18 protein-coding genes, 1 tRNA gene and 1 riboswitch are annotated in these 20,159 nt (G+C 59.2%); of the genes, 14 read left to right on the top strand and 5 right to left on the bottom strand.

The features are described 5' to 3' along the window. Positions 1-99: 99 nt before the first annotated feature. From ACYQ6M_RS01005 to ACYQ6M_RS01015, 3 genes are all read left to right on the top strand, one after another. The gene (locus ACYQ6M_RS01005; RefSeq protein ID WP_460071619.1) at positions 100-1,866 is read left to right on the top strand and encodes a hypothetical protein; all 1,767 of its coding nucleotides are present in this window, start codon (positions 100-102) and stop codon (positions 1,864-1,866) included. Between the two features lie 81 nt (positions 1,867-1,947). After that, positions 1,948-2,054, top strand: a riboswitch (TPP riboswitch). Between the two features lie 57 nt (positions 2,055-2,111). After that, positions 2,112-2,957 carry an ABC transporter permease gene (locus ACYQ6M_RS01010; protein ID WP_460071621.1) on the top strand — a complete coding sequence of 282 codons (846 nt, stop codon included), beginning with the start codon at positions 2,112-2,114 and terminating at the stop codon, positions 2,955-2,957. A gap of 22 nt (positions 2,958-2,979) precedes the next feature. Next, positions 2,980-3,921, top strand: a complete 942-nt coding sequence (locus ACYQ6M_RS01015) for an ABC transporter substrate-binding protein (RefSeq protein ID WP_023003424.1) — start codon at positions 2,980-2,982, stop codon at positions 3,919-3,921. Between the two features lie 303 nt (positions 3,922-4,224). Here ACYQ6M_RS01015 and rpoH read toward each other — a convergent pair whose 3' ends face one another. Then, complete coding sequence (gene rpoH / locus ACYQ6M_RS01020) at positions 4,225-5,109, bottom strand: RNA polymerase sigma factor RpoH (protein WP_062487082.1); 885 nt, start codon at positions 5,107-5,109, stop codon at positions 4,225-4,227. Between the two features lie 177 nt (positions 5,110-5,286). Further along, the gene (locus ACYQ6M_RS01025; RefSeq protein ID WP_460071624.1) at positions 5,287-6,312 is read right to left on the bottom strand and encodes an RluA family pseudouridine synthase; all 1,026 of its coding nucleotides are present in this window, start codon (positions 6,310-6,312) and stop codon (positions 5,287-5,289) included. On the opposite strand from ACYQ6M_RS01025, the gene ACYQ6M_RS01030 reads away from it, so the two are divergent. Together ACYQ6M_RS01030 and ACYQ6M_RS01035 are read left to right on the top strand one after the other, a co-directional pair. Then, entirely contained in the window at positions 6,311-6,667 is a 357-nt protein-coding gene (locus ACYQ6M_RS01030) for a hypothetical protein (protein ID WP_152509567.1), read from the top strand. The two genes, ACYQ6M_RS01025 and ACYQ6M_RS01030, sit on opposite strands and share 2 nt — an antisense overlap. Before the next feature lie 135 nt (positions 6,668-6,802). Continuing rightward, positions 6,803-6,878, top strand: a tRNA-Glu gene (locus ACYQ6M_RS01035). A gap of 91 nt (positions 6,879-6,969) precedes the next feature. On the opposite strand, the gene ACYQ6M_RS01040 is transcribed toward ACYQ6M_RS01035, so the two are convergent. From ACYQ6M_RS01040 to ACYQ6M_RS01050, 3 genes are all read right to left on the bottom strand, one after another. Next, the gene (locus ACYQ6M_RS01040) at positions 6,970-7,752 is read right to left on the bottom strand and encodes a DeoR/GlpR family DNA-binding transcription regulator (protein WP_055661274.1); all 783 of its coding nucleotides are present in this window, start codon (positions 7,750-7,752) and stop codon (positions 6,970-6,972) included. A gap of 148 nt (positions 7,753-7,900) precedes the next feature. After that, positions 7,901-9,211, bottom strand: a complete 1,311-nt coding sequence (locus tag ACYQ6M_RS01045; protein WP_460071626.1) for a hypothetical protein — start codon at positions 9,209-9,211, stop codon at positions 7,901-7,903. 139 nt (positions 9,212-9,350) lie between these two features. Next, positions 9,351-9,956: a DUF1134 domain-containing protein gene (locus ACYQ6M_RS01050; protein WP_023003415.1), complete on the bottom strand. Its 606-nt coding sequence runs from the start codon at positions 9,954-9,956 to the stop codon at positions 9,351-9,353. A gap of 171 nt (positions 9,957-10,127) precedes the next feature. Here ACYQ6M_RS01050 and ACYQ6M_RS01055 point away from each other — a divergent pair, with 171 nt between their 5' ends. From ACYQ6M_RS01055 to ACYQ6M_RS01095, 9 genes are all read left to right on the top strand, one after another. Next, a complete protein-coding gene (locus ACYQ6M_RS01055) occupies positions 10,128-10,565 on the top strand; it encodes a YHS domain-containing (seleno)protein (protein WP_370200051.1) in 438 nt (145 codons plus the stop codon). Between the two features lie 183 nt (positions 10,566-10,748). Continuing rightward, a complete protein-coding gene (gene chpT / locus ACYQ6M_RS01060) occupies positions 10,749-11,393 on the top strand; it encodes a histidine phosphotransferase ChpT (RefSeq protein WP_023003413.1) in 645 nt (214 codons plus the stop codon). A gap of 134 nt (positions 11,394-11,527) precedes the next feature. Then, complete coding sequence (locus ACYQ6M_RS01065; RefSeq protein ID WP_055661212.1) at positions 11,528-14,326, top strand: hybrid sensor histidine kinase/response regulator; 2,799 nt, start codon at positions 11,528-11,530, stop codon at positions 14,324-14,326. Further along, entirely contained in the window at positions 14,323-14,814 is a 492-nt protein-coding gene (locus tag ACYQ6M_RS01070; RefSeq protein WP_023003411.1) for a chemotaxis protein CheW, read from the top strand. The genes ACYQ6M_RS01065 and ACYQ6M_RS01070 overlap by 4 nt, the downstream gene beginning before the upstream one ends. A gap of 36 nt (positions 14,815-14,850) precedes the next feature. Further along, on the top strand, positions 14,851-15,216 hold the full coding sequence (locus ACYQ6M_RS01075; protein WP_031270504.1) for a response regulator: 366 nt from the start codon (positions 14,851-14,853) through the stop codon (positions 15,214-15,216). A gap of 20 nt (positions 15,217-15,236) precedes the next feature. Further along, a complete protein-coding gene (locus ACYQ6M_RS01080; protein WP_023003409.1) occupies positions 15,237-16,460 on the top strand; it encodes a protein-glutamate methylesterase/protein-glutamine glutaminase in 1,224 nt (407 codons plus the stop codon). Next, positions 16,457-17,347, top strand: a complete 891-nt coding sequence (locus tag ACYQ6M_RS01085; RefSeq protein ID WP_023003408.1) for a CheR family methyltransferase — start codon at positions 16,457-16,459, stop codon at positions 17,345-17,347. Before ACYQ6M_RS01080 ends, ACYQ6M_RS01085 begins: the two co-directional genes overlap by 4 nt. A gap of 310 nt (positions 17,348-17,657) precedes the next feature. Continuing rightward, positions 17,658-18,629, top strand: a complete 972-nt coding sequence (locus tag ACYQ6M_RS01090) for an MBL fold metallo-hydrolase (protein ID WP_152505531.1) — start codon at positions 17,658-17,660, stop codon at positions 18,627-18,629. A gap of 141 nt (positions 18,630-18,770) precedes the next feature. Further along, on the top strand, positions 18,771-20,126 hold the full coding sequence (locus ACYQ6M_RS01095; RefSeq protein ID WP_460071632.1) for a lamin tail domain-containing protein: 1,356 nt from the start codon (positions 18,771-18,773) through the stop codon (positions 20,124-20,126). Positions 20,127-20,159: the final 33 nt, after the last annotated feature.

Here is a 20,159-nt window from a genome sequence, read left to right on the forward strand (position 1 = left end):
AATAGCACCGGTTTTCGAAAAACTTGCTATAAGCCTGAGAATGAAACGAAATCTCGGGCCCGCAGAACAGATCCTTGCAGTCGGCCGGTAGGCAGGAAGATGGCTGATTACTATTCAATTCTGAAGAAAACGATCGCGTCTTTACCTGAAAACAATGGTGCTGCACGCAGAAGCGTTTACAGCCGTGCGCGCAATGCCATTGTCAATCAGCTGAAAGCCTATGAGCCGCCACTGGCGCCGTCCGAGATCACGGCCGAGCAGCTGCGTCTGGAAGAAGCCATCCGCAAGGTGGAAGCCGAAGCCGCCCGCGAAAGCCTCGGTCTCAGCCCCACTGTTCCGAAGGTCGAAACGCCGACCCCGGCACCGCAGGTTTCCGCGCCGCCCGTGACACCGCCTCCGGCTGAGCCGGTGGCGGAGACTGCGCCGGAAGCGCCTGCACCGCAAGAACCTGAAACAACTGCAGCGCCGGTGTTGGATACCCCGGCTCCGTCGCCCTTGAAGGAAACCCTGACACAGGCCGAAGCGCTTGGCACAGCGGCCAGCCAGGCTGTTCACCACGCCAAGGAAGCTGCCGACCCGGGCGCTGCGCCTGTGCGCCAGGAGCCCTCTTTCGGTGGACCGGTGCAGCCGGAACAGGCTGATGATGGCCTGTTCGAGCCTGCAGATAACACCGATGCGGCCGATCCCGCCGATCAGGCTTATCCTGGCGACGAGACAGCCAAGCCGAAAGACAAGTCGGCCTCCAAGAAAAGCCGCTCCAAGCGCACCAAGCCGAGTGCTTCGGATGCGCTGCGTGGTGATTCATCCGGTAGCCGCACCGTTCCGATCGCGATTGCTGCGGGTGTCCTGCTGCTGGTGCTCCTGGGCGCCGGAGCCTATTTCCTGATGCCTGCGGGCGATGAGACAGCCGATAGCGGCAACGTGCCGGTCGCGTCTTCTTCGCAAACGCCTGTCGATACGCAGCCGGACACCACACCGGAGCCTTCGACCGCTGCCCCTGCCGGAGAAGGTGAAGAGCCTTCGAAAAACACCGACCGCCTGTTGAACGAAGGCGAGACGGATGTGGTTGCCCCGGATGCACGTACGGTAACCACGACGACGATTACCGGACAGTCTGATTCGCCTGCGCCGGCCGATACACCGCAGGTCGATACACCAGCTTCCGCTGCGCCCGAACCTTCCCAGCCGTCCATCGTGACGAGCGGAGAAAACGATCAGTCTTCTGCGACCACCGAAAGCCCGATTGCGGTGCCGGAAGACAATCTCTCGGCCATTTCGCCAGACGAAACTTCACCGGCTCCGTCCGCTACGGATGCGGATTCCTCGGTGCAGCGCTCCATCCTTTACGAAGAAGGGGAAGAGTCCGGCGGTGCCGGAACGGCTGCGCAAGGCGCTGTCGTTTGGGGTGTCGATGAAGAAACGAATCTGGACGGCAAGGCTCTCGCGGTTCTGAGCGCCTCCATTGAAATCCCCGAGCGGGATGTGAAGGTCGACATTCGCATCAAGCCGAATGACGATACTTCCTTGCCCGCCAGCCATCTGGTCGAGATCAAGTACGAGTTCCCGGAAAACTTCGCTCCGGGTGACGTCGTCAACGTGCCCGGCCTGGTCATGAAGCCTACGGAAGAAGCTCGTGGCGATGCGCTGATCGGCGCTTCCGTGAAAGTGTCTCCGGGCTTTTTCTGGATTGCCCTTTCCAGCTTGCCGAACGAGCAGCAACGCAATCTCGCCCTGCTGCGTGAACGCGGCTGGATTGACATTCCGATGCTTTACGAAAACGGCAAGCGCGGCATCCTGACCCTGGAAAAGGGAACCGCCGGTGCAGATGCCGTTGAAAAGGCGATCACATCCTGGCAAGCCGGCTAAGCGCCAGCCTGCCTCCTTTCAAAATCTGAAGAAGCCGCCTCACGGCGGCTTGCCTTTTTCCGTCACACAAGGCATGGTCCGCCTTGGTCCGAGGGGTGTTCCGGTTACCGGAGCTGAGATGGCGTAATGCCGAACCCTTAGAACCTGATCCGGGTCATGCCGGCGAAGGGACGGAATCCTTAGCCTATTCCCGGATCTCCATTGTCATTTTCGGCTTGTCCGAAGACGGGAGATCCTATGCGTACTTGTCTGCGACCACGGCGGTCGCCGCACATCCGAATGCCGGTATCGGCTTTCATGCGTTCCTGTTGGCCAATGGCGGCGGGGGCTGCGGGATGATGGCGTTTGTGAAAGCTGTTGCCAGGACCATACTCGGCCTGCTGCTGACCGTCGCAATCTGGGCGGCAATCGTCCATGTGTTCGACACCCAGCATTATATCCTGCCGGGTCCGGACCGCGTCTTTACAGCCTTTGTCAAACACGCAGGCTTCCTTCTGCATCATGCCGGCATCACCGCCTATGAGACGGTGCTCGGGTTTGTGCTGGGGGCAGCCGCCGGGGCATTGCTTTCTGTTCTTTTGTGGCTGTTTCCGATTGCTGCAAGGTTCGCCATGCCGCCCATTCTGGTGACGCAGGCCCTGCCTGTTTTCGCAATCGCGCCGATCCTGGTGCTCTGGCTTGGTTTCGGGCTGGCATCCAAGATCGTCGTTATCATCCTGGTCATCTTCTTCACGGTCACATCGACGTTTTTCGATGGCCTGCAGCGGCTTGACCCGGGTTTGTACGATCTCGCCCGGCTCTATCGTCTGTCTCGCCTGAAGGAACTCTGGTTCTTTCGCCTGCCGTCAGGCTTGCCGGCGTTTGCCTCCGGCCTGCGGGTGGCCGCGGTGTTCGCTCCCATGGGGGCGATCATCGGCGAATGGGCCGGGGCAAAAGGAGGCCTTGCCTTCATCATGCTTCAAAGCAGCAACCGGATGCAGGCGGACATGATGTTCGCCGCCCTGATCCTGCTCGCGGCGATGGTGCTGATCATGCGCTTTGCCGTGAACCATCTCACCCGACTTCTTGTTCCCTGGCAGCCGCTCACCTAGCTGCCGCTCTACGGAGGACCTCATGAAAAAACAAATCCTGTCACTAGCATTGGCGGCCGGGCTGCTGGCATCGGGGCCGGTACAGGCCAGTGAGAAACTGACCTTGCTGCTCGACTGGTTCATCAATCCGGATCACGCGCCGCTGGTAACTGCGCAGACCAAGGGTTTCTTCGAGGCAGAAGGCCTCGAGGTTGAGATCATCGAACCTGCGGACCCGGCGATGCCGCCGAAACTGGTTGCTGCCGGGCAGGGCGATATCGCGGTGTCCTATCAGCCGACGCTTCATGCGCAAATCGAGGAAGAACTGCCGCTGAAATGGATCGGTACGCTGGTGGAAACGCCCCTCAATTCTCTCATCGTGCTCAAGGACGGCCCGATACAGGAACTGAAGGATCTCAAGGGGAAGAGTGTCGGTTTTTCCGTGTCAGGCTTCGAGGACGCGATGTTGGGCCAGATGCTGCGTTCGGCCGGTTTGACCATGGATGATGTCGAGCTGGTGAACGTGAATTTCGCGTTGTCAGGCTCTCTGCTTGCCGGTCAGGTGGATGCGGTGATCGGCGCATATCGCAATTTCGAGCTCACCCAGCTCGAAATCGAAGGCAAACCCGGCAAGGCTTTCTTCCCCGAAGAAAACGGTGTGCCGATCTTTGATGAGCTGATCTATGTCGTCAACAAGGACAAGACGGACGATCCACGCTTCGCCAAGTTCCTGGCAGCCGTGGAAGCGGCCACGATCTATCTGAGCAATCACCCGGAAGAAGCCTGGAATGCCTTCATAGAAGCGTATCCGAACCTCAATGACGAGCTGAACAGGCGTGCATGGTTCGATACGTTGCCGCGGTTCGCCAAGCGTCCGGCTGCACTTGATGAAGGCCGCTACCAGCGCTTTGCGGAATTCATGGCCGAAGCCGGTCTGATCAGCAAGGTCGTGCCGGTGGAGAGCTACACGGCCGAAATCCGCTGAGGGGTTGAAGGAACGTTGCCAAGGACAAGACGGCGCTGGAGCCAGTCTCCAGCGCTTCTGACCACCGGCAAAGAAGCTCCCTCTCTCCGTCGTCACTCCGGCCAAGCGTAGTGCGAGCCGGGGCCGGGGAGGCGGAAGTCTCTGTGAGTGTCTGTGGTTTTCAGGCGATGGCTTCCGGGCTCTCCGATCCCGGATCTTCGCTGTGCTGCGTCCGGGATGACACCGGGAAGGACTTTCAAGCAAAAGAAAAGCGCTGGAGCCTGAGCTCCAGCGCTTTTATTGTTTTTTCCAGGTTCGGCTATCTCAGGCCGTGGGCTGGTCCATGGTGCGGGCGCTGTTGCGCACAGCTTTCTGAACCTTTTCGAAGGCGCGAACCTCGATCTGGCGGACGCGCTCACGGCTGACGCCGAATTCGCCCGAAAGGTCTTCCAGCGTCATCGGGTCTTCGGCCAGGCGGCGTGCTTCAAAGATGCGCCGTTCGCGCTCGTTGAGCACGTCCATTGCGTCGTTCAGCATCTTGCGACGCATGTCCAGCTCTTCCTGATTGGCAAGCAGGGTTTCCTGACTGTCGCTTTCATCGACAAGCCAGTCCTGCCATTCACCGGCATCAGCTTCCGCGCGCACGGGCGCATTCAGGCTGGCATCGCCGCCCAGACGGCGGTTCATGGACACCACTTCCTCCTCGGACACCCCGAGTTTGGTGGCAATCTCAGAGACCTGATGCGGCTTCAGATCGCCTTCGTCCAGCGCCTGGATCTTGCCCTTGAGGCGACGCAGGTTAAAGAACAGGCGTTTCTGGTTGGCCGTGGTCCCCATTTTCACGAGGGACCATGAGCGCAGGATATATTCCTGGATAGCCGCCTTGATCCACCACATGGCATAGGTCGCGAGCCGGAATCCCTTGTCCGGTTCAAAGCGCTTGACCGCTTGCATCAGGCCGACGTTGCCTTCGGAAACGACTTCTCCGATCGGCAGGCCATACCCGCGGTAACCCATGGCAATCTTGGCGACGAGGCGTAGATGGGAATTGACTAGGCGTTCTGCAGCTTCAGGGTCTTCATGCTCTTTGTAGCGCTTGGCGAGCATGTACTCTTCCTGCGGCTGAAGCATCGGAAACTTGCGGATCTCGTCCAGATACCGGCTGAGACCGCCTTCCCCTGCTGTAAGCGTCGGAACGTTCTGGGCCATAACATGCACCCCCTTTCGTCAAGTTTGCGACCCCTTCCTCCCGCTGCCCCGCAGTGATACGCAAGCAAGCCATTTTTGAGGGAAGGCGGACGCACAATAGTGTCCGTACAGGCACACAAGAGCTTCTAATATAGGTCCAAATTGGCCGATTGCATGGTCAGAAAACGAAAACGCATCCTAAAATTTTTGTAATCCGGACAAAAGATTTGCGAAATCATTCGGGTAAGGGCTCTCAAAGCGCAAGGTTTTACCATTTGCCGGGTGTTCGAAAGCCAGCAGGCCGGCATGCAGGGCTTGCCTGTGAAAACCGTTCACGAGGCTTTTGAGTGGCTCATCCAGACGGTTTGCCTTGGTCTTGAAACCCGACCCGTAATCATCGTCTCCGATCAGCGGATGGCCAATGTGGGCCATGTGCACGCGGATCTGGTGGGTGCGTCCGGTTTCAAGACGGCATTCCAGCAGCGAGGCGAGGGCAGGCTGCTCGGCATTGCCGAAGCGCTCCTTCACCTGCCAATGGGTAATGGCGTGGCGGCCGGAGGTCTTGACGACCGCGATCTTCTGCCGGTTTGCCTGTGAGCGGGCCAGATTGGCGTTGATCGTACCTTTCAGGCCGGAGGGTGCTCCCCAGACCAGAGCCGAGTAGGCGCGTTCCAGCGGTCCGGTGCGGCCGTGGTCGGCAAACTGGGCTGCAAGGCCCTTGTGGGCCTGGTCGGTCTTGGCGACGACAAGCAGTCCGGAGGTATCCTTGTCGATCCGGTGAACGATGCCGGGGCGCTTCACGCCGCCGATGCCGGAAAGGCTGTCACCGCAATGATGGATGAGTGCATTGACGAGGGTGCCGGTCCAGTTGCCGGCGCCAGGATGGACGACAAGCCCCGCCGGTTTGTCGACCACGATAAGGTGTTCGTCCTCAAAGACGACCGAGACGGGGATGTCCTCGCCCTTGGGCTCCGGGTCTTCTGCCTGCGGCAAAGTGAGGGTCAGGGCATCGCCTTCATTGACCCGGTATTTCGGCTCCACTATTTTCGCGCCGCCGACGGTGACGTCCCCGGACTTGATCAGGGACTGGATCCTGTTGCGGCTAAGGGCTTCCAGATGAGCCGCCAGCACCGCATCCAGCCGTTTCCCGGCATCGGCTGCATCAACTGTTAAACTGAAATCCTGGTCCAGACCGGCCGGATACTCGAGGGAATTGTCTGTCATGTCACAACCTGATTATCGGGATGAGGGGCCGGGTGAAAAGCCGCTTGATCCTGCGGCCGAACGCATCCAGGCCAAACTGAAGCGTTTGTTGCTCGGCTCGTCCCTCGTCATGATCGCCGGCTTTATCGCTGTCTTTGCAGCAATTCTCTACAAGATCAACTCCAATAAGTCCGATGTTTCCGCCGATCAATATGCCGCAACAGTGGCAGTTGGCGCCGACGCGGAAATTTTGCAAGCGAACCTTTCGAACGGTCTCTTGCTGGTTCTGGTGCGTGAAGGCAGCAAGACGGCGCTGCTGCGCTTCGATCCCGTCACGGGCAAGCAACTGGGTCGCACGGATTTTGTCGCACGCTGACGTAGCGTCGCGCATACGGCGCGCGGTTATGAACAGGCATGTGACAGAAAAATGAAAATTAGGGCTTGCGTCTTTTGTCATGCAGCCGTATACGCACGGTCCTCGGCTTGAGGCACTGAGCTTCTCAAGCCCCGCGCGCCCATCGTCTAGCGGTCTAGGACGCCGCCCTTTCACGGCGGAAACACGGGTTCGAGTCCCGTTGGGCGTGCCATTTCTCCCCAAGGCACAAACAGCATATCCACATCCTGCGCACAGGGTTCTCCACCCGTTTGTGCACCGGTTACTCGGAGTGCTGTGTTCGATCAGCCGGCGGTGCTGTCTTCTTGCTGGCCGGTCTCGATCAGTTCGACTTCCGCGTCTTGCGCAATCTGCGCGAAGTCTGGCGAGGGGCAATAATCCGTTACGAAAGTAGTGACCTGTCGCAGGTGTCCGACACGGACCGGTGCAGTGCGCTCGAACTTGGTGCTGTCGGCGGCCAGAATGACGTGCCTGGCGTTGTCCATGATGGTCTTGGTGACTTTCACTTCCCGGTAGTCGTAATCGAGCAGGGAGCCGTCAGGATCGATCGCGGAAGCGCCGATGACGGCAAAATCGACCTTGAACTGGCGCATGAAGTCCACCGCGGCCTCGCCGACAATGCCGCCGTCGGAATGGCGCAACACGCCACCGGCAATCACCACCTCGATCTGGGAATAGCCGCGCATCAGGCTGGCGACGTTGATGTTGTTGGTGATCACCATCAGGCCGCGATGCTGGAGCAGCGCCTGTGCGACGGCTTCCGTGGTGGTGCCGATGTTGATGAAGATGGACGCGTTGTCGGGAATGAGCGAGGCAACCTTCTCGCCGATGTCTGCCTTTTCCCTGCTGGAGATGATCCTGCGGGCCTCGTAGCCGACATTTTCGATGCCGGACGACAGCAGGGCCCCGCCATGAGTGCGCGCCAGCAGGCGCCGGTCGCAAAGCTCGTTGAGATCCTTGCGGATCGTCTGCGGGCTGACATCAAACCGCCGGGCGAGATCGTCGACGCTGACGCGGCCCATCTGCCGTGCGAGTTCGAGAATGGCGTTGTGGCGTTCGATCAACATGTACGGCAGACTCATCCTGTGCATGACGGGCTGGCTGCGTTCCTGCATCTGCAAACGGAAATGCGGGCGAGGAGCAACAGCGCGTCAGGTTCGTTCAATATTCGGACGAATGTCCATCGGACTAGATGACCGGAGCGACCTGCTCAGATCAAGCCACATCTTTCTTTTTTTGTTTCGTGGCTTTCGTTTTCCGGTCGCTGTCTTGCGCGGCGCCGGTGCTTGCCGGCGTTGTTTCCGCCTCCGGCTTTGGCTTGTTCCGGCTGGAGGCAACGATCCTGCTTACCAGCGCTTCAGCCGCGTTGGCGATATCGCCGGATCTTGATTGAGCTTGTGTCGCGCCCTGGTCCGCGTCTGCCTGCAGATTTTCCTTGGAGGATGCCTCAGGCCGGTTGCGATCTTCCGGCAGGCTGTCCTTGGTCTGAAGAGAAACCGGGACGAAAGGCGGTGCCGGCTTTGCGGGAGCGCCTGCGGCAGAAGCATTGACGGCTGAAGACGCCTGACCGGTCAGCTTTTCGGCTAGGGCGCGGAAATCGCGGCGCAGATCCACAAGAGCAGGAACCGAGGACAGGTCCTTCTGCAACTTTGCCATCTGGGCGGTGATCCGCTGAAGCGCACGGTCTTTTTCAGCAGCGTCGGCCTGGTAGCGGGCGGCTTCGCCGGAAAGCTTTTCCAGCTCGGCATCAAGATGTTTCTGGCGCTCGTTTTCCGGAAGCCTGGCTGCGTCCAGCATCAGCGACAGGCGGGTGACTTCAGCCTGTGCGGACACATAGTTGGATTCGGTGTCAACCAATTGGGCTTCCAGTTCGGCGAGCCTCGTCTTGGCGGTTTCGCTGCGGGCAGCATCCATCTGGCCTGCAACTGTCGGCTCATACCGGGCCAGCTTGGCCTTCAAAGTGGCAACTTCCGCTTCAAGTCCGGTGATTGTCGCAAGTGCCATGGTGCCGGACGCCGGCAGCCAGCCGCTGTCGTCTTCTGCGGGTTCTTCCGGCTTCGCCTCGGCAGGCGTGTCTTCGGGGCCTTTTGTCCAGCTTTCCGCAAGAGCCCGTTCGGCTTCCGACAGCTTCTTTTTCAGGGAGGTCACTTCGGACGACAGCATGTCGACAGCGTGCTGATCACTTGCCTGGGCGGCGACCTTGGCTTCCAGGCCGGAAATCGTTTGCTTGTGAGATTTCGTCAGCGCTTCAACTTCCGCCCGCATCCGCGTGGTTTCGAGCTGAAACTTCGCAGCCTTCTCACGCTCGTTGTCGAGACGCTTCTCGACACGGCGCAATTCGACCGCATGGCGCGCGCGTTCCTGGTCCTGCGCAGCGCGGACTTCAGCGTAACTGGTCGGATTGACGGCGCGCAGGGCTTCTTCGGTCAGTCGGGCGGCCCGGCGGTAAAATGCGGGCAGGATTGCCAGTCCGATCAGGCCGGCGGTGCAAAACCCCAGCGCCACATACATCGCTGCTTCAATCAAGTCCGGCTCCCGGTTACGTTCTAAAAAACGCCCACAACTCCATCATTAGACGACAGTAGGCCTGCCGCCAAGTGTCCTGCGTGGAACGAATGCAACCCGTCTTCGTCGCCAGGTTGCGACAGCCGCCTTTCCGGTCCGATCAGAACGGGTTCCAGGTCGGCTTGTCGGTGAACTTCAGGTATCCCATGTTCAGCCCGAGACGGGCGCCGACACCGGCGCGCACAGGCACCAGCACGATTTCGTTGTTCAAGAGCACGGTCATGCCGACCCCGCCGACCAGGTAGGCCGATCCGTTGACACCGGCAAAGCGGGTGTAGAGGGAGTTCACGGTGGGCAGATTATAGACCAGCATCATCACCCGGGCACCATCCGCGCCAAAGTCCCAGCCCACGGACGGGCCTTGCCAGAATAGCTTGTGAGTGCCGGCGTTGCGTGTGTAGAGGTTGCCTTCGCCATAGCGCGCGCCGGCGATAAGCGCTCCGGAGCCTTCTTCCCCGAGCACGTAACCGTTCGGTTCGCCGTAGCTGGAAAAGGCCTTCTCGACGACTGATGCAAGCCCACCCGAAACAGAGCCGAAGAACTGGTGACCTGCCTGCAGGATTTCGTCCTGGTCGTAGGTTTGTCCAGACGGAATGGGCTCGTTGCCGGAATTCTGGGAGTACGCCGGGTTGGAAAACGCAAATGCACACAAGGCCAGGAACGCAGCCGATATCAGGGATACAACTCGCCGGGAACTTTGTGCCATTCGATATTCTCCCAAAATCTGTTGGCCGCGCCGATTGTTGCCGCTCGGTCAGACCGCAATGTTAAACTGATGCAATATCATGCTGATTCGCATGAGATGGTGCACCTTACATAAGCCGAATCAATGGAAAGCTGGCCTCAAAAAAAGACAAGGTTATGTCTTTGTGCTGTATTGATCCTGCTCTCCTGTCTTTTTGCGGGGAAAGTCTTCGCGCGTCCCCAGGTTTTCGTTCCCGATCCGATCACGGGATACGCGCTCGGCGGACATGACCCGGTGAGCTATTTCGTCGATGGTTACCCGCGCAAGGGAAAGCGGAACCATGTGCACAAATGGGGTGGCACGGAATGGATCTTCGTCAATGAAGGCAATCTTGCCGCCTTCAAGCGGGATCCTGAAGCCTATGCACCGCTTTTTGCCGCCTGCGGCGGGTACGCGCTGTCCGAGGGCTTTGGCACGGCCGGCAATCCGTTCATCTATGCCATTGTCGACGGACGACTGGTCTTTTTCCATTCGGTGGTCAACCGGTTCCTGTTCGTCGTCAACGGCAGCCAGCTGATGACGGCGGCCCACGACAATGCCGAACGGGTCGGCTGCGTGCCGATGCGGTAGGTGGTTACCCGGTTAAACTGCTCCCGGACGCCGGAAAAGGCGGATTTCGGGGCAAACTTTCATCTGGATGACATGGTTTGCTGCCCGTCGCTGCCTTGGCAGCCGCTGTGCGGATGTGTAACTCTTGCAGCCACAATATCGAATCAGTTTCCGCCGCCTCCTCAAGAAGAGCCTCAAAACGCCATGTCTGCACTAAAAGAGCTTTCCTCTCTTGATCTTGCCGCCCTGGTGGCCAGCCGCGTCTGCCACGACATCATTTCTCCCGTCGGGGCGATAACCAACGGGTTGGAAGTGCTGGACGAGGAGGGGTCAGAGGACATGCGCGAATTCGCCATGGACCTCATCCGCAAGAGCGCGCGCCAGGCATCTGCAAAACTGCAGTTCGCCCGTCTTGCCTTTGGCGCTGCAGGCTCGGCAGGCGCGGAGATCGACCTGGGAGATGCTCAGGTCGTTGCCACCGGGTTCATGGAAAACGAAAAATCCGATCTAAATTGGCAATTGACCCGGCACCTGATGCCGAAGAATTACGTAAAACTACTTCTCAACTTGATCCTCATCGCGAACCAGTGCGTTCCGCGCGGTGGAGAAATTAAGGTTGAAATGGAAGGCGATCCACAATCTCCGTCCTTCACGCTTCAGGCCAGCGGTCTCAATCCGCGCATTCCGCTCGGAATGAAGGAAACTCTGAGCGGAGAAGAGCCTGAACGGGTCGATGCGCACTCGGTTCAGCCGATCTACACGTTGCTGCTCGCCCGTGAATGCGGCATGGTATTAACGATAGATAAACAAGAAGAGTTGGTAAAAATAACGGCCCTCTTGGCAGAATAAACAAGGCCTTCAAAAGTCTCCATCCGCTTCAGCGTATCTTAACTGTTTGCCGTCAACCTAGCTCTCATGGACTTCTCGGTCCAGACGTCCCTTTTGGGATGCGGAACCAGTAACAAGTCGGGTGAGAGCAGGCCATGGACGACCTCCTCAGGGAATTCATTACCGAGACAAACGAAAGTCTCGATGTTGTTGACGTTGAGCTCGTAAAATTCGAGCAGGAACCGAACAACGCGACTATCCTAGATAATATTTTCCGCCTGGTGCACACGATCAAGGGCACCTGTGGCTTCCTGGGTCTTCCCCGTCTTGAAGGTATCGCGCATGCGGCTGAAACCCTCATGGGCAAGTTCCGCGATGGCGCTCCTGTCACGCAAGAGGCCGTTTCCCTCATTCTGACCTCGATCGATCAGATCAAGGACATTCTGGGTGAACTGGAAGCTGCCGAAGGCGAAGAGCCGCAAGGCGACGACAGTGAGCTGATCGGCCAGCTGGAAGAGATGTCCGCGAAAGCTGATGCTGCCATGAAGGGTGGCGCAGCCGTCACGGAGGCGCCTGTGGCTGAAGCCGTTGCGGCTGAGCCTGAAGCGCCTGCCGAAGAAGCTGCCGCCGAGCAAGCTCTTGAACGTCCGCTCCGTCCTGGCGAAGTGTCGCTGGACGAGTTGGAGCGCGCGTTCCGCGAAACCGAAGTTGAAGTCGAAGTCGCCGAGCCGGAAGTTCCGGAACTCGAAGAGATCGTCGACGAAGCCGATGAGCCAGAGCCTGCTCCCGTTGCGGTCAAGGCAGAAGCCAAGGCGGCTGCGAAAGCCCCGGCGAAAAAGGCTGGCGGCGAAGGCGGCGAGAAGAAATCCTCCGGTGGCGGTGTTTCCAACCAGAGCATCCGCGTTGCGGTCGACACGCTCGAGCACCTGATGACCATGGTGTCCGAACTGGTGCTGACCCGGAACCAGCTTCTGGAAATCGTACGCCGCCATGAAGACAGCGAATTCAAGGTGCCGCTGCAGCGTCTGTCGAATGTAACTGCCGAACTGCAGGAAGGCGTCATGGCGACGCGCATGCAGCCGATCGGCAATGCCTGGCAGAAACTGCCGCGCATCGTTCGCGATCTCAGCCAGGAACTTGAAAAGCCGATCGAACTGGAAATGATCGGTGCGGATACCGAACTGGACCGCCAGGTTCTCGAGATGATCAAGGACCCGCTCACGCACATGGTCCGCAACTCGGCCGACCATGGTCTTGAGCGCCCGGATGAGCGCCGCTCCGCTGGCAAGCCTGAAAAGGGTACCATTACCCTGGCGGCTTACCATGAAGGCGGCCACATCATCATCGAAGTTCGCGATGACGGTAAGGGCATCGACGTCGACAAGGTGAAGGCGAAGGTCGTGGAACGCGGCCTGGCGTCGGAAGCCGAAGTCGACAAGATGACGGACGCCCAGATCCACAAGTTCATCTTCGCAGCCGGGTTCTCCACGGCCGCAAAGGTCACGAGCGTATCCGGCCGCGGCGTCGGCATGGATGTCGTTCGCAACAACATCGAACTGATCGGCGGTACTGTCGACCTGCGCTCTACCCAGGGCAAGGGCTCGAGCTTCATCATCAAGATCCCGCTGACGCTTGCCATTGTTTCGACGCTGATCGTCGAAGCCGGCGGCGACCGGTTCGCCATCCCGCAGCTTTCCGTTGTCGAACTGGTCCGCGTGCAGACCAATTCGGAACACCGTATAGAGCGGATCAAGGACACCCCGGTCCTGCGCTTGCGCAACAAGCTGCTGCCGCTGGTGCACCTGTCCCAGCTCCTCGGTATCTATGAGGGCGAAAACGCGGACGAGGCGATTGATGCGGACAACGGCTTCATCGTTGTCATGCAGGTCGGTAGCCAGACATTCGGCGTGGTGGTCGACGGTGTCTTCCATACGGAGGAAATCGTGGTCAAGCCGATGTCGACGATGCTGCGCAACCTCGGCATGTTCTCCGGCAACACCATCCTGGGCGACGGTTCCGTGATCATGATCATCGATCCGAACGGCATCGCCGGTGCCATGGCAAGCCATGCATCCAGCGCGGTCACAGAGAACCAGGAAGACGAACGGGAAGACCTGCAGAGCCGCGCGATTTCCGGACAGAGCTCGATCTCGCTTCTGCTGTTCCGTGCCGGTGCGCCGGAACCGAAAGCCGTGCCGCTGTCTCTGGTCACGCGTCTGGAGGAGTTCGAGGTCTCCAAGATCGAACGGTCGAACGGCCGCGATCTGGTCCAGTACCGCGGTGCGCTCATGCCGCTCGTCTATCTGAACGAAGGCGACAGTCACAAGTCGGAAGGCACGCAGCCGATGCTGGTGTTCTCCGATGCGGGACGCTCCATGGGCCTCGTGGTCGACGAGATCGTCGACATCGTCGAGGACCGCATGAACATCGAAGTCGGTTCGGAACGTCCAGGCATCCTCGGCTCTGCCGTGGTGAAAGAACGTGCGACCGAGATCATCGACCTCGGCTACTATCTGCCGCAGGCCTTTGAAGACTGGTTCATGCGCAAGGAAATGGACATCGAGGCGCTGACGAAGAAGGTTCTCTTCGTGGATGACTCGTCCTTCTTCCGCAACATGCTGACACCGGTTCTGAAGGCTGCCGGCTACGATGTGACCACCTGTACCGGTCCGCATCAGGCATTCGAACTTCTGGAAAACGGCGACAAGTTCCATGCGATCGTCAGTGACATCGAAATGCCGGAAATCAACGGCTTCGAGTTCTGTGAATCGCTGCGCCGCGATCCCCGGTTCCGCAACATCCCGATCCTGGCCCTGTCGTCCATGGTGACGCCGGCCTCGATCGAACGCGGCCGCCAGGCGGGCTTTGACGATTATGTCGCCAAATTCGACCGTCCGGGCCTGATCGCCGCCCTGAAAGACGTCTTCTCCGGTGAAATGGGAGCTGCAGCATGAGTGTGCTGGAACACAAACTGACCGCGGAGCAAAAAGCCGCAAGTGACATGATCCAGTATGTGACCGTGGTCATCGGCGGCCAGCTGTTCGGCCTGCCCATTTCCCAGGTTCACGACGTGTTCGTGCCGGAAAGCGTAACTCGCGTGCCGATGTCCGCACCCGAGGTTCAGGGTGTCCTGAACCTGCGTGGACGCATCGTCACTGCAATCAACATGCGCCGCCGCCTTCACTTGCCTCCGCTGAAGGAAGGGCAGATGATGGCCGTGGGCATCGAGTACAAGCAGGAAAGCTACGGCCTTGTCATCGACACGGTTGGTGAGGTGCTGACGCTGCCGTCCGCATCTGCAGAGCCCAACCCGTCGAACCTGGATCGCCGTTGGGCCGAGATCTCCGGAGGCGTCCATCGTCTGGACGGCCGCCTGATGGTCATTCTGGATGTCGACCGTCTGCTTGGTGCGATGTTCACCGAACCCATGGCTGCAGCATAACTGGGCCGCAATGGCCATTGAGTGGAGTTACGCCTGATGAAACAGTGCCTCGTAGTAGATGACTCAAGCGTCATCCGGAAGGTGGCTCGCCGCATTCTCGAGGATATGAATTTCGAGATTACGGAAGCGGAAGACGGCCAGAAGGCGCTTGACGAATGCCGCAAGACCATGCCGGACGCGATCCTGCTGGACTGGAACATGCCCGTCATGGACGGACTTGAGTTCCTGACCAGCCTGCGTGCGGAAGAAGGCGGAGAAAACCCGATCGTCGTATTCTGCACGACCGAAAACGATGTTGCTCACATCGCCCGCGCCATCCGCGCCGGTGCAAACGAGTACATCATGAAACCGTTTGACCGCGAAATCGTGGAAGCCAAGTTTCAGGAAGTCGGTCTTATCTAGTTTCGAGTTGGGCAGTCTAAATGGCGTTTGCGCAAAGAAGCATAACTGCGGGCACGAGTCCGGGCAGCGACCCCATCAAAGTCATGGTCGTAGATGACGCTGTCGTCATCCGCGGACTCCTGACACGCTGGCTCGGTGAAGACAAAAGTCTGAAAGTCGTCAGCTCGCATCGCAACGGCAAGCTTGCTGTAGAAGATATCGAAAAAAGCAATCCCGACGTCGTCGTTCTCGACATCGAGATGCCGGAAATGGACGGCATGACGGCCTTGCCGCTCATGCTGGCGAAGAAGCGCGATCTCGTCGTGATCATGGCTTCGACACTGACCCGCCGCAACGCGGAAATCAGCTTGAAGGCCCTGTCTCTGGGCGCGGCCGACTACGTGCCGAAGCCGGAATCGACTTCCGAGGTCACGACGTCCATCGATTTTCGCCGTGAGCTGATCGAGAAGGTCAAGGCTCTTGGGGCACGTGCATTGCGCATGCGCGGTCCTGCGCGCACCATGCGTGCAGAAACCAGCGCAGGCCGCACCGCGCAGCCGGTCAGACCGATTTCTGCGCGTCCGGCAACGGATACACGGGCGACCTTTCGCGGAGCTGCTCAACCGGCGGGAGCTGCTGCCGGTGCAGTGAAGTACCAGACACGCCCGTACTCTTCCGCGCGTCCGCGCATCCTTGCGATCGGTTCCTCGACGGGCGGTCCGCAGGCGCTGCAGGAAGTCATGCGCGAAGTCGGTACGGCCATGAATGATGTGCCGGTGGTCATCACCCAGCATATGCCGCCAACCTTCACTGCCATTCTGGCCGAGCATATGGGCAAGGCTGCCCTGCGTCCGTCCAAGGAAGGCGAAGATGGCGAAGTGCTGAAACCCGGCAATATCTATGTCGCGCCTGGCGGCAAGCACATGATCGTGGAAAAGGACGGCGGCGTTGCCAAGATCCGGCTGACCGACGGTCCTCCCGTGAATTTCTGCAAGCCTGCCGTCGATCCCCTGTTCGACAGCGTTGCGAAGGTATTCGGTTCGGCAAGCCTGGGTGTCATCCTGACCGGTATGGGTCATGACGGCGCTGAAGGCGTCAAGACCATTGCAGCAGGCGGCGGCAGCGTGATCACGCAGGACGAAGCCACAAGCGTGGTCTGGGGCATGCCGGGCGCAGCTGCACAAACGGGCGTCTGCAGCGAAATTCTACCCTTGAAGGAGATCGGCCCGAAGATCTCGCGCGTTCTGAAGGGGAACACGAGATGACCCCGAGCGAGTTCGAGTTTCTGAAAAACTTCCTGAAGACACGCTCCGGCCTGGTTCTGTCGAACGACAAGCAATACCTGGTCGAAAGCCGTCTTCTGCCGATTGCACGCAGCTCCAAGCTGGAAACGCTCAGTGCGGTGATCCAGCAGCTTCAGCGCGGCACCAACAGAGCGCTGGAAACGGACGTCGTCGAGGCGATGACGACCAACGAGTCGTTCTTCTTTCGCGACAAGACACCGTTCGAGCACTTCAAGGACACGATGCTGCCGGCGCTGCTGGAAAGCCGCGCGACACGCAAGCAGATCAAGATCTGGTGTGCGGCGGCCTCGACCGGACAGGAGCCTTATTCCCTGGGCATCTGCCTGAAGGAAGATGCGGCCAAGATGGCTGGCTGGCGCACCCGGATCCTGGGTACGGACCTCTCCAACGAAGTGCTGGAAAAGGCCAAGACCGGCCTCTACAGCCAGTTCGAGGTTCAGCGTGGTCTGCCGATCCAGATGCTGCTGAAATACTTCGAGCAGAAGGGTGACATGTGGCAGATCAATGCCGGCATGCGCGCCATGATCGAATGGAAGAAGCTGAACCTGCTGGAAAGCTTCACCCATCTGGGCGAGTTCGACATCATTTTCTGCCGCAACGTGCTGATCTACTTCGATCAGGCAACCAAGACGGAAATCCTCGGCCGGTTGGCGAAATCCCTGCCGGATGACGGTTATCTCGTTCTCGGTGCCGCAGAAACCGTGGTCGGTCTGACGGATGCCTTCAAGCCGGTACCCGGTAAGAGAGGCCTGTTCCAGAAGAAACAGGCTGCACAGGCCGCGACCGGCACGGCAGCAACGCCGCGCCTGGCCGTGGGAGCTGGAGCAGGCCTGGGTCTGCAGCGTTAAACCTGCGTCCCTCCTTCAGCACGGTTTGGACATTTCGGATCAAGTTCAAAGGCGGCCTCTGGCCGCCTTTTTCAATCGCTGCACCGTGAAGGAATCCCGTCAAAAAAGCGGTCTGTTGCGCGTGAGCAAGGTTTTGAAATTCATTTTGTTCGTTCGCTCTCGTGAAGTTTATCCGGCTGGCGGCGAACAGCACTTGTCTGCATCTGCATCCATTCCATTTTCACGAACGTAAGCTTTGCGTCCTGCCGGGCACTCGGGGTGTTCGACTGCGGGACTGTTTTCATGAATCGGAATTGCAGGGAGTGGGAATATGACCGAGATAAAAGTTGAACTCACACGTCGCGCGGCGCTTCTGGGAGCAGGTGGTGCGCTTGCCGGGGCAAGTCTTGCCGGAACCACAGTTGTCCATGCGGCTGCAGAAAAGCAGGCCGCTGTGCCGGCACCCGTCGCCCGCTATTCCGTAGGCGGGTTCGAGGTGACCACCCTGCACGACGGTGCGGTCTCCCTGACCGAACCGCAGAAGACCTTCGCCATGAATGTGGACGCGGATACATTTTCTGCGACCAATGCCGATAATTTCCTGCCCAACGACAGTTTCCAGATCAGTTTCACGCCAACGCTGGTGAACACGGGCAGCGAACTGATCCTGTTCGACACCGGCAATGGCGAAGGTGCCCGGCCAGGCCGCGGCAAGATGCGCGCCGCGCTGGAAAATGCGGGATACACGCCGGAGCAGGTTGACGTGGTGGTGCTGACGCACATGCATCCCGACCACGTCAGCGGTCTGATGGAAGGCGGCTCGCCGACCTTTGCCAATGCCCGCTATGTGACCGGGCAGAAGGAATATGACTTCTGGGCGGCAATGGATGCGGAAGCCAATGGGGTGACCAAGCTGATGGCGAGCCACGTCAAACCCTTGGCGGAGAAAATGACTTTCCTCGATGACGGCGGCAGCGTGACGACGGGTGTCACCGCGATGGCTGCTGCAGGTCATACCCCCGGTCACATGATCTACATGCTTGAAAGCGACGGCAAGCAGCTTGCCATAACGGCGGATACGGCCAATCACTACGTCTGGTCGCTGGCGCATCCCGAATGGGAAGTGCGCTTCGACATGGACAAGGAAGGCGCCGCGGCCACCCGCAAGACCGTCTTCGGTATGCTGGCCGCCGACAAGATCCCGTTCGTGGGCTATCACATGCCGTTCCCGGCGGTCGGCTACGTGGAGACCAACGACAGCGGTTTCCGTTATGTCCCTGCGTCATACCAGCTGCAGCTCTGATCCTGCCATTGCAAGTGCGGAAAGGCCGGCGGCAACGCCGGCTTTTTTGTTTTCGCCGGACAGTTACGAGTTTCCGTCTGGTAGTGAAAATGTCATAAACGTGTGAAAGCCTTCTTCTCGTTACTTCAGGTTGAGGCTCGCATGTCAGACCATATCTATCAGGCCATTTGGAACGAAGATGCCGACCGGTTCAGTGTCAGCACGCGCAACGTGGATGGTGACTGGACGGACATGACGGCCGACATTCTGCTGGACGAGCAGGTGAAGGCCAAAGGGTCCCGCCAGATCGACTTGGCAGCGAATCCGCTCTTTGCCCGGGTCGATTTCGACAAGATGGCGGCGAGCGATCTGTACCAGACCTTCATCCGGCTTCTGGACAACTATGCGGTCCACTTTCGCGACCCGGAAACCATTTCGCCTGCCGAGCGAGACGAGATCGAAGGGTTTCTCGATCTGGTGATTGCAAGCCGGCCGATGCAGATCGCCTTCGAGCATATTTCTGCCGAGCTCGTCAGGGACATGACCGCTGAAACCTTCCGGCAGGATCTGTTCCGGATGTGGTTCGAGGTCTACACCAACTTCTTCCGGGGTAAGTCGACCCACTTCTGCACCGGCTTCGAGCATGTTTTTGTCGGCGAGGGCAAATACAAGAAAGGGGCGAATTCCGCCTCGGAGAAGGGTGAAATCTCCGGTTATCACTCCTGGGTGAAATTCGCGCTGGACGAGCTCAACAACCGGGTCGACTACCTTGGTTACAAATACGATCTCGGAGGTCCCGGACCGGAAAACCCCCATGTCGTGACGCTGCAGATGGTCTGGAACCACCAGGATATGACCGGCAATCTTGTCGCTGAGCTCTTCAAGAGCAAGGGTGGATTTTTTGTCGGCAGCAGTCCTGCGTGCGAATTCGCGCTCGGCACGCTTGCCTATTACGAAGGCCTGCACGGCTTGCTCACCAACCAGAAGAAGCGTGTTCAGCTTGGTGAGGGCAAGTTCGATCTGGTGATGTATCACGAGACCACGGCTGATGGCTCGCTGGGACAACACATCCGCTCATTCTACCCTGTGTTCCTTGGTGACGGCAGCACCCGCACGGACGATTCTGGCAATGTGGTCGTGCGTCCAAGGACCGTTGAAATGCAGAATGACGGTCCGCTTCGCATTCTTTCGGCCCTGCCGAACCCGCCGGGGGATGACCAGGGCACGGAATGGGTGGAGATCTGGAATGCCGGTGCAGCGGACATCGACCTTACGGGCTACGAACTGCGGGACAGGATGGGCCGGCCGCAACCGGTGGAGGCGGTCGTTCTGATTGCAGGTGCCGTTTTGAAGGTGTCGGTGACGCGGGCAACGGTCCATCACATGCAGATGTCGAACCGCAAGGGGGTGATTACCCTGCATGACAGCTCCGGCGAGATGCTGGCATCAGTCAATTACGGGCAGGTGGGGGAAGGGGCTGTGCTGACCTTTGCCGAGCGCGCAGGTGGCCAGGGCTAGATCAGCCTTGTCACATCCAACCCTCAACAACAA

This window comes from Roseibium sp. ROS1 (genome assembly GCF_054658215.1).

Excerpts from the sequence above, each read along its gene's own strand:
- chpT (WP_023003413.1), top strand. The coding sequence starts at position 10,749 with ATGTCTGCACTAAAAGAGCTTTCCTCTCTTGATCTTGCCGCCCTGGTG.
- ACYQ6M_RS01090 (WP_152505531.1), top strand. The coding sequence starts at position 17,658 with ATGACCGAGATAAAAGTTGAACTCACACGTCGCGCGGCGCTTCTGGGA.
- ACYQ6M_RS01075 (WP_031270504.1), top strand. The coding sequence starts at position 14,851 with ATGAAACAGTGCCTCGTAGTAGATGACTCAAGCGTCATCCGGAAGGTG.
- ACYQ6M_RS01070 (WP_023003411.1), top strand. The coding sequence starts at position 14,323 with ATGAGTGTGCTGGAACACAAACTGACCGCGGAGCAAAAAGCCGCAAGT.
- ACYQ6M_RS01095 (WP_460071632.1), top strand. The coding sequence starts at position 18,771 with ATGTCAGACCATATCTATCAGGCCATTTGGAACGAAGATGCCGACCGG.
- ACYQ6M_RS01065 (WP_055661212.1), top strand. The coding sequence starts at position 11,528 with ATGGACGACCTCCTCAGGGAATTCATTACCGAGACAAACGAAAGTCTC.
- ACYQ6M_RS01050 (WP_023003415.1), bottom strand. The coding sequence starts at position 9,956 with ATGGCACAAAGTTCCCGGCGAGTTGTATCCCTGATATCGGCTGCGTTC.
- ACYQ6M_RS01030 (WP_152509567.1), top strand. The coding sequence starts at position 6,311 with ATGTCACAACCTGATTATCGGGATGAGGGGCCGGGTGAAAAGCCGCTT.
- ACYQ6M_RS01005 (WP_460071619.1), top strand. The coding sequence starts at position 100 with ATGGCTGATTACTATTCAATTCTGAAGAAAACGATCGCGTCTTTACCT.
- ACYQ6M_RS01080 (WP_023003409.1), top strand. The coding sequence starts at position 15,237 with ATGGCGTTTGCGCAAAGAAGCATAACTGCGGGCACGAGTCCGGGCAGC.
- ACYQ6M_RS01015 (WP_023003424.1), top strand. The coding sequence starts at position 2,980 with ATGAAAAAACAAATCCTGTCACTAGCATTGGCGGCCGGGCTGCTGGCA.
- ACYQ6M_RS01085 (WP_023003408.1), top strand. The coding sequence starts at position 16,457 with ATGACCCCGAGCGAGTTCGAGTTTCTGAAAAACTTCCTGAAGACACGC.
- ACYQ6M_RS01025 (WP_460071624.1), bottom strand. The coding sequence starts at position 6,312 with ATGACAGACAATTCCCTCGAGTATCCGGCCGGTCTGGACCAGGATTTC.
- ACYQ6M_RS01040 (WP_055661274.1), bottom strand. The coding sequence starts at position 7,752 with ATGTTGATCGAACGCCACAACGCCATTCTCGAACTCGCACGGCAGATG.
- rpoH (WP_062487082.1), bottom strand. The coding sequence starts at position 5,109 with ATGGCCCAGAACGTTCCGACGCTTACAGCAGGGGAAGGCGGTCTCAGC.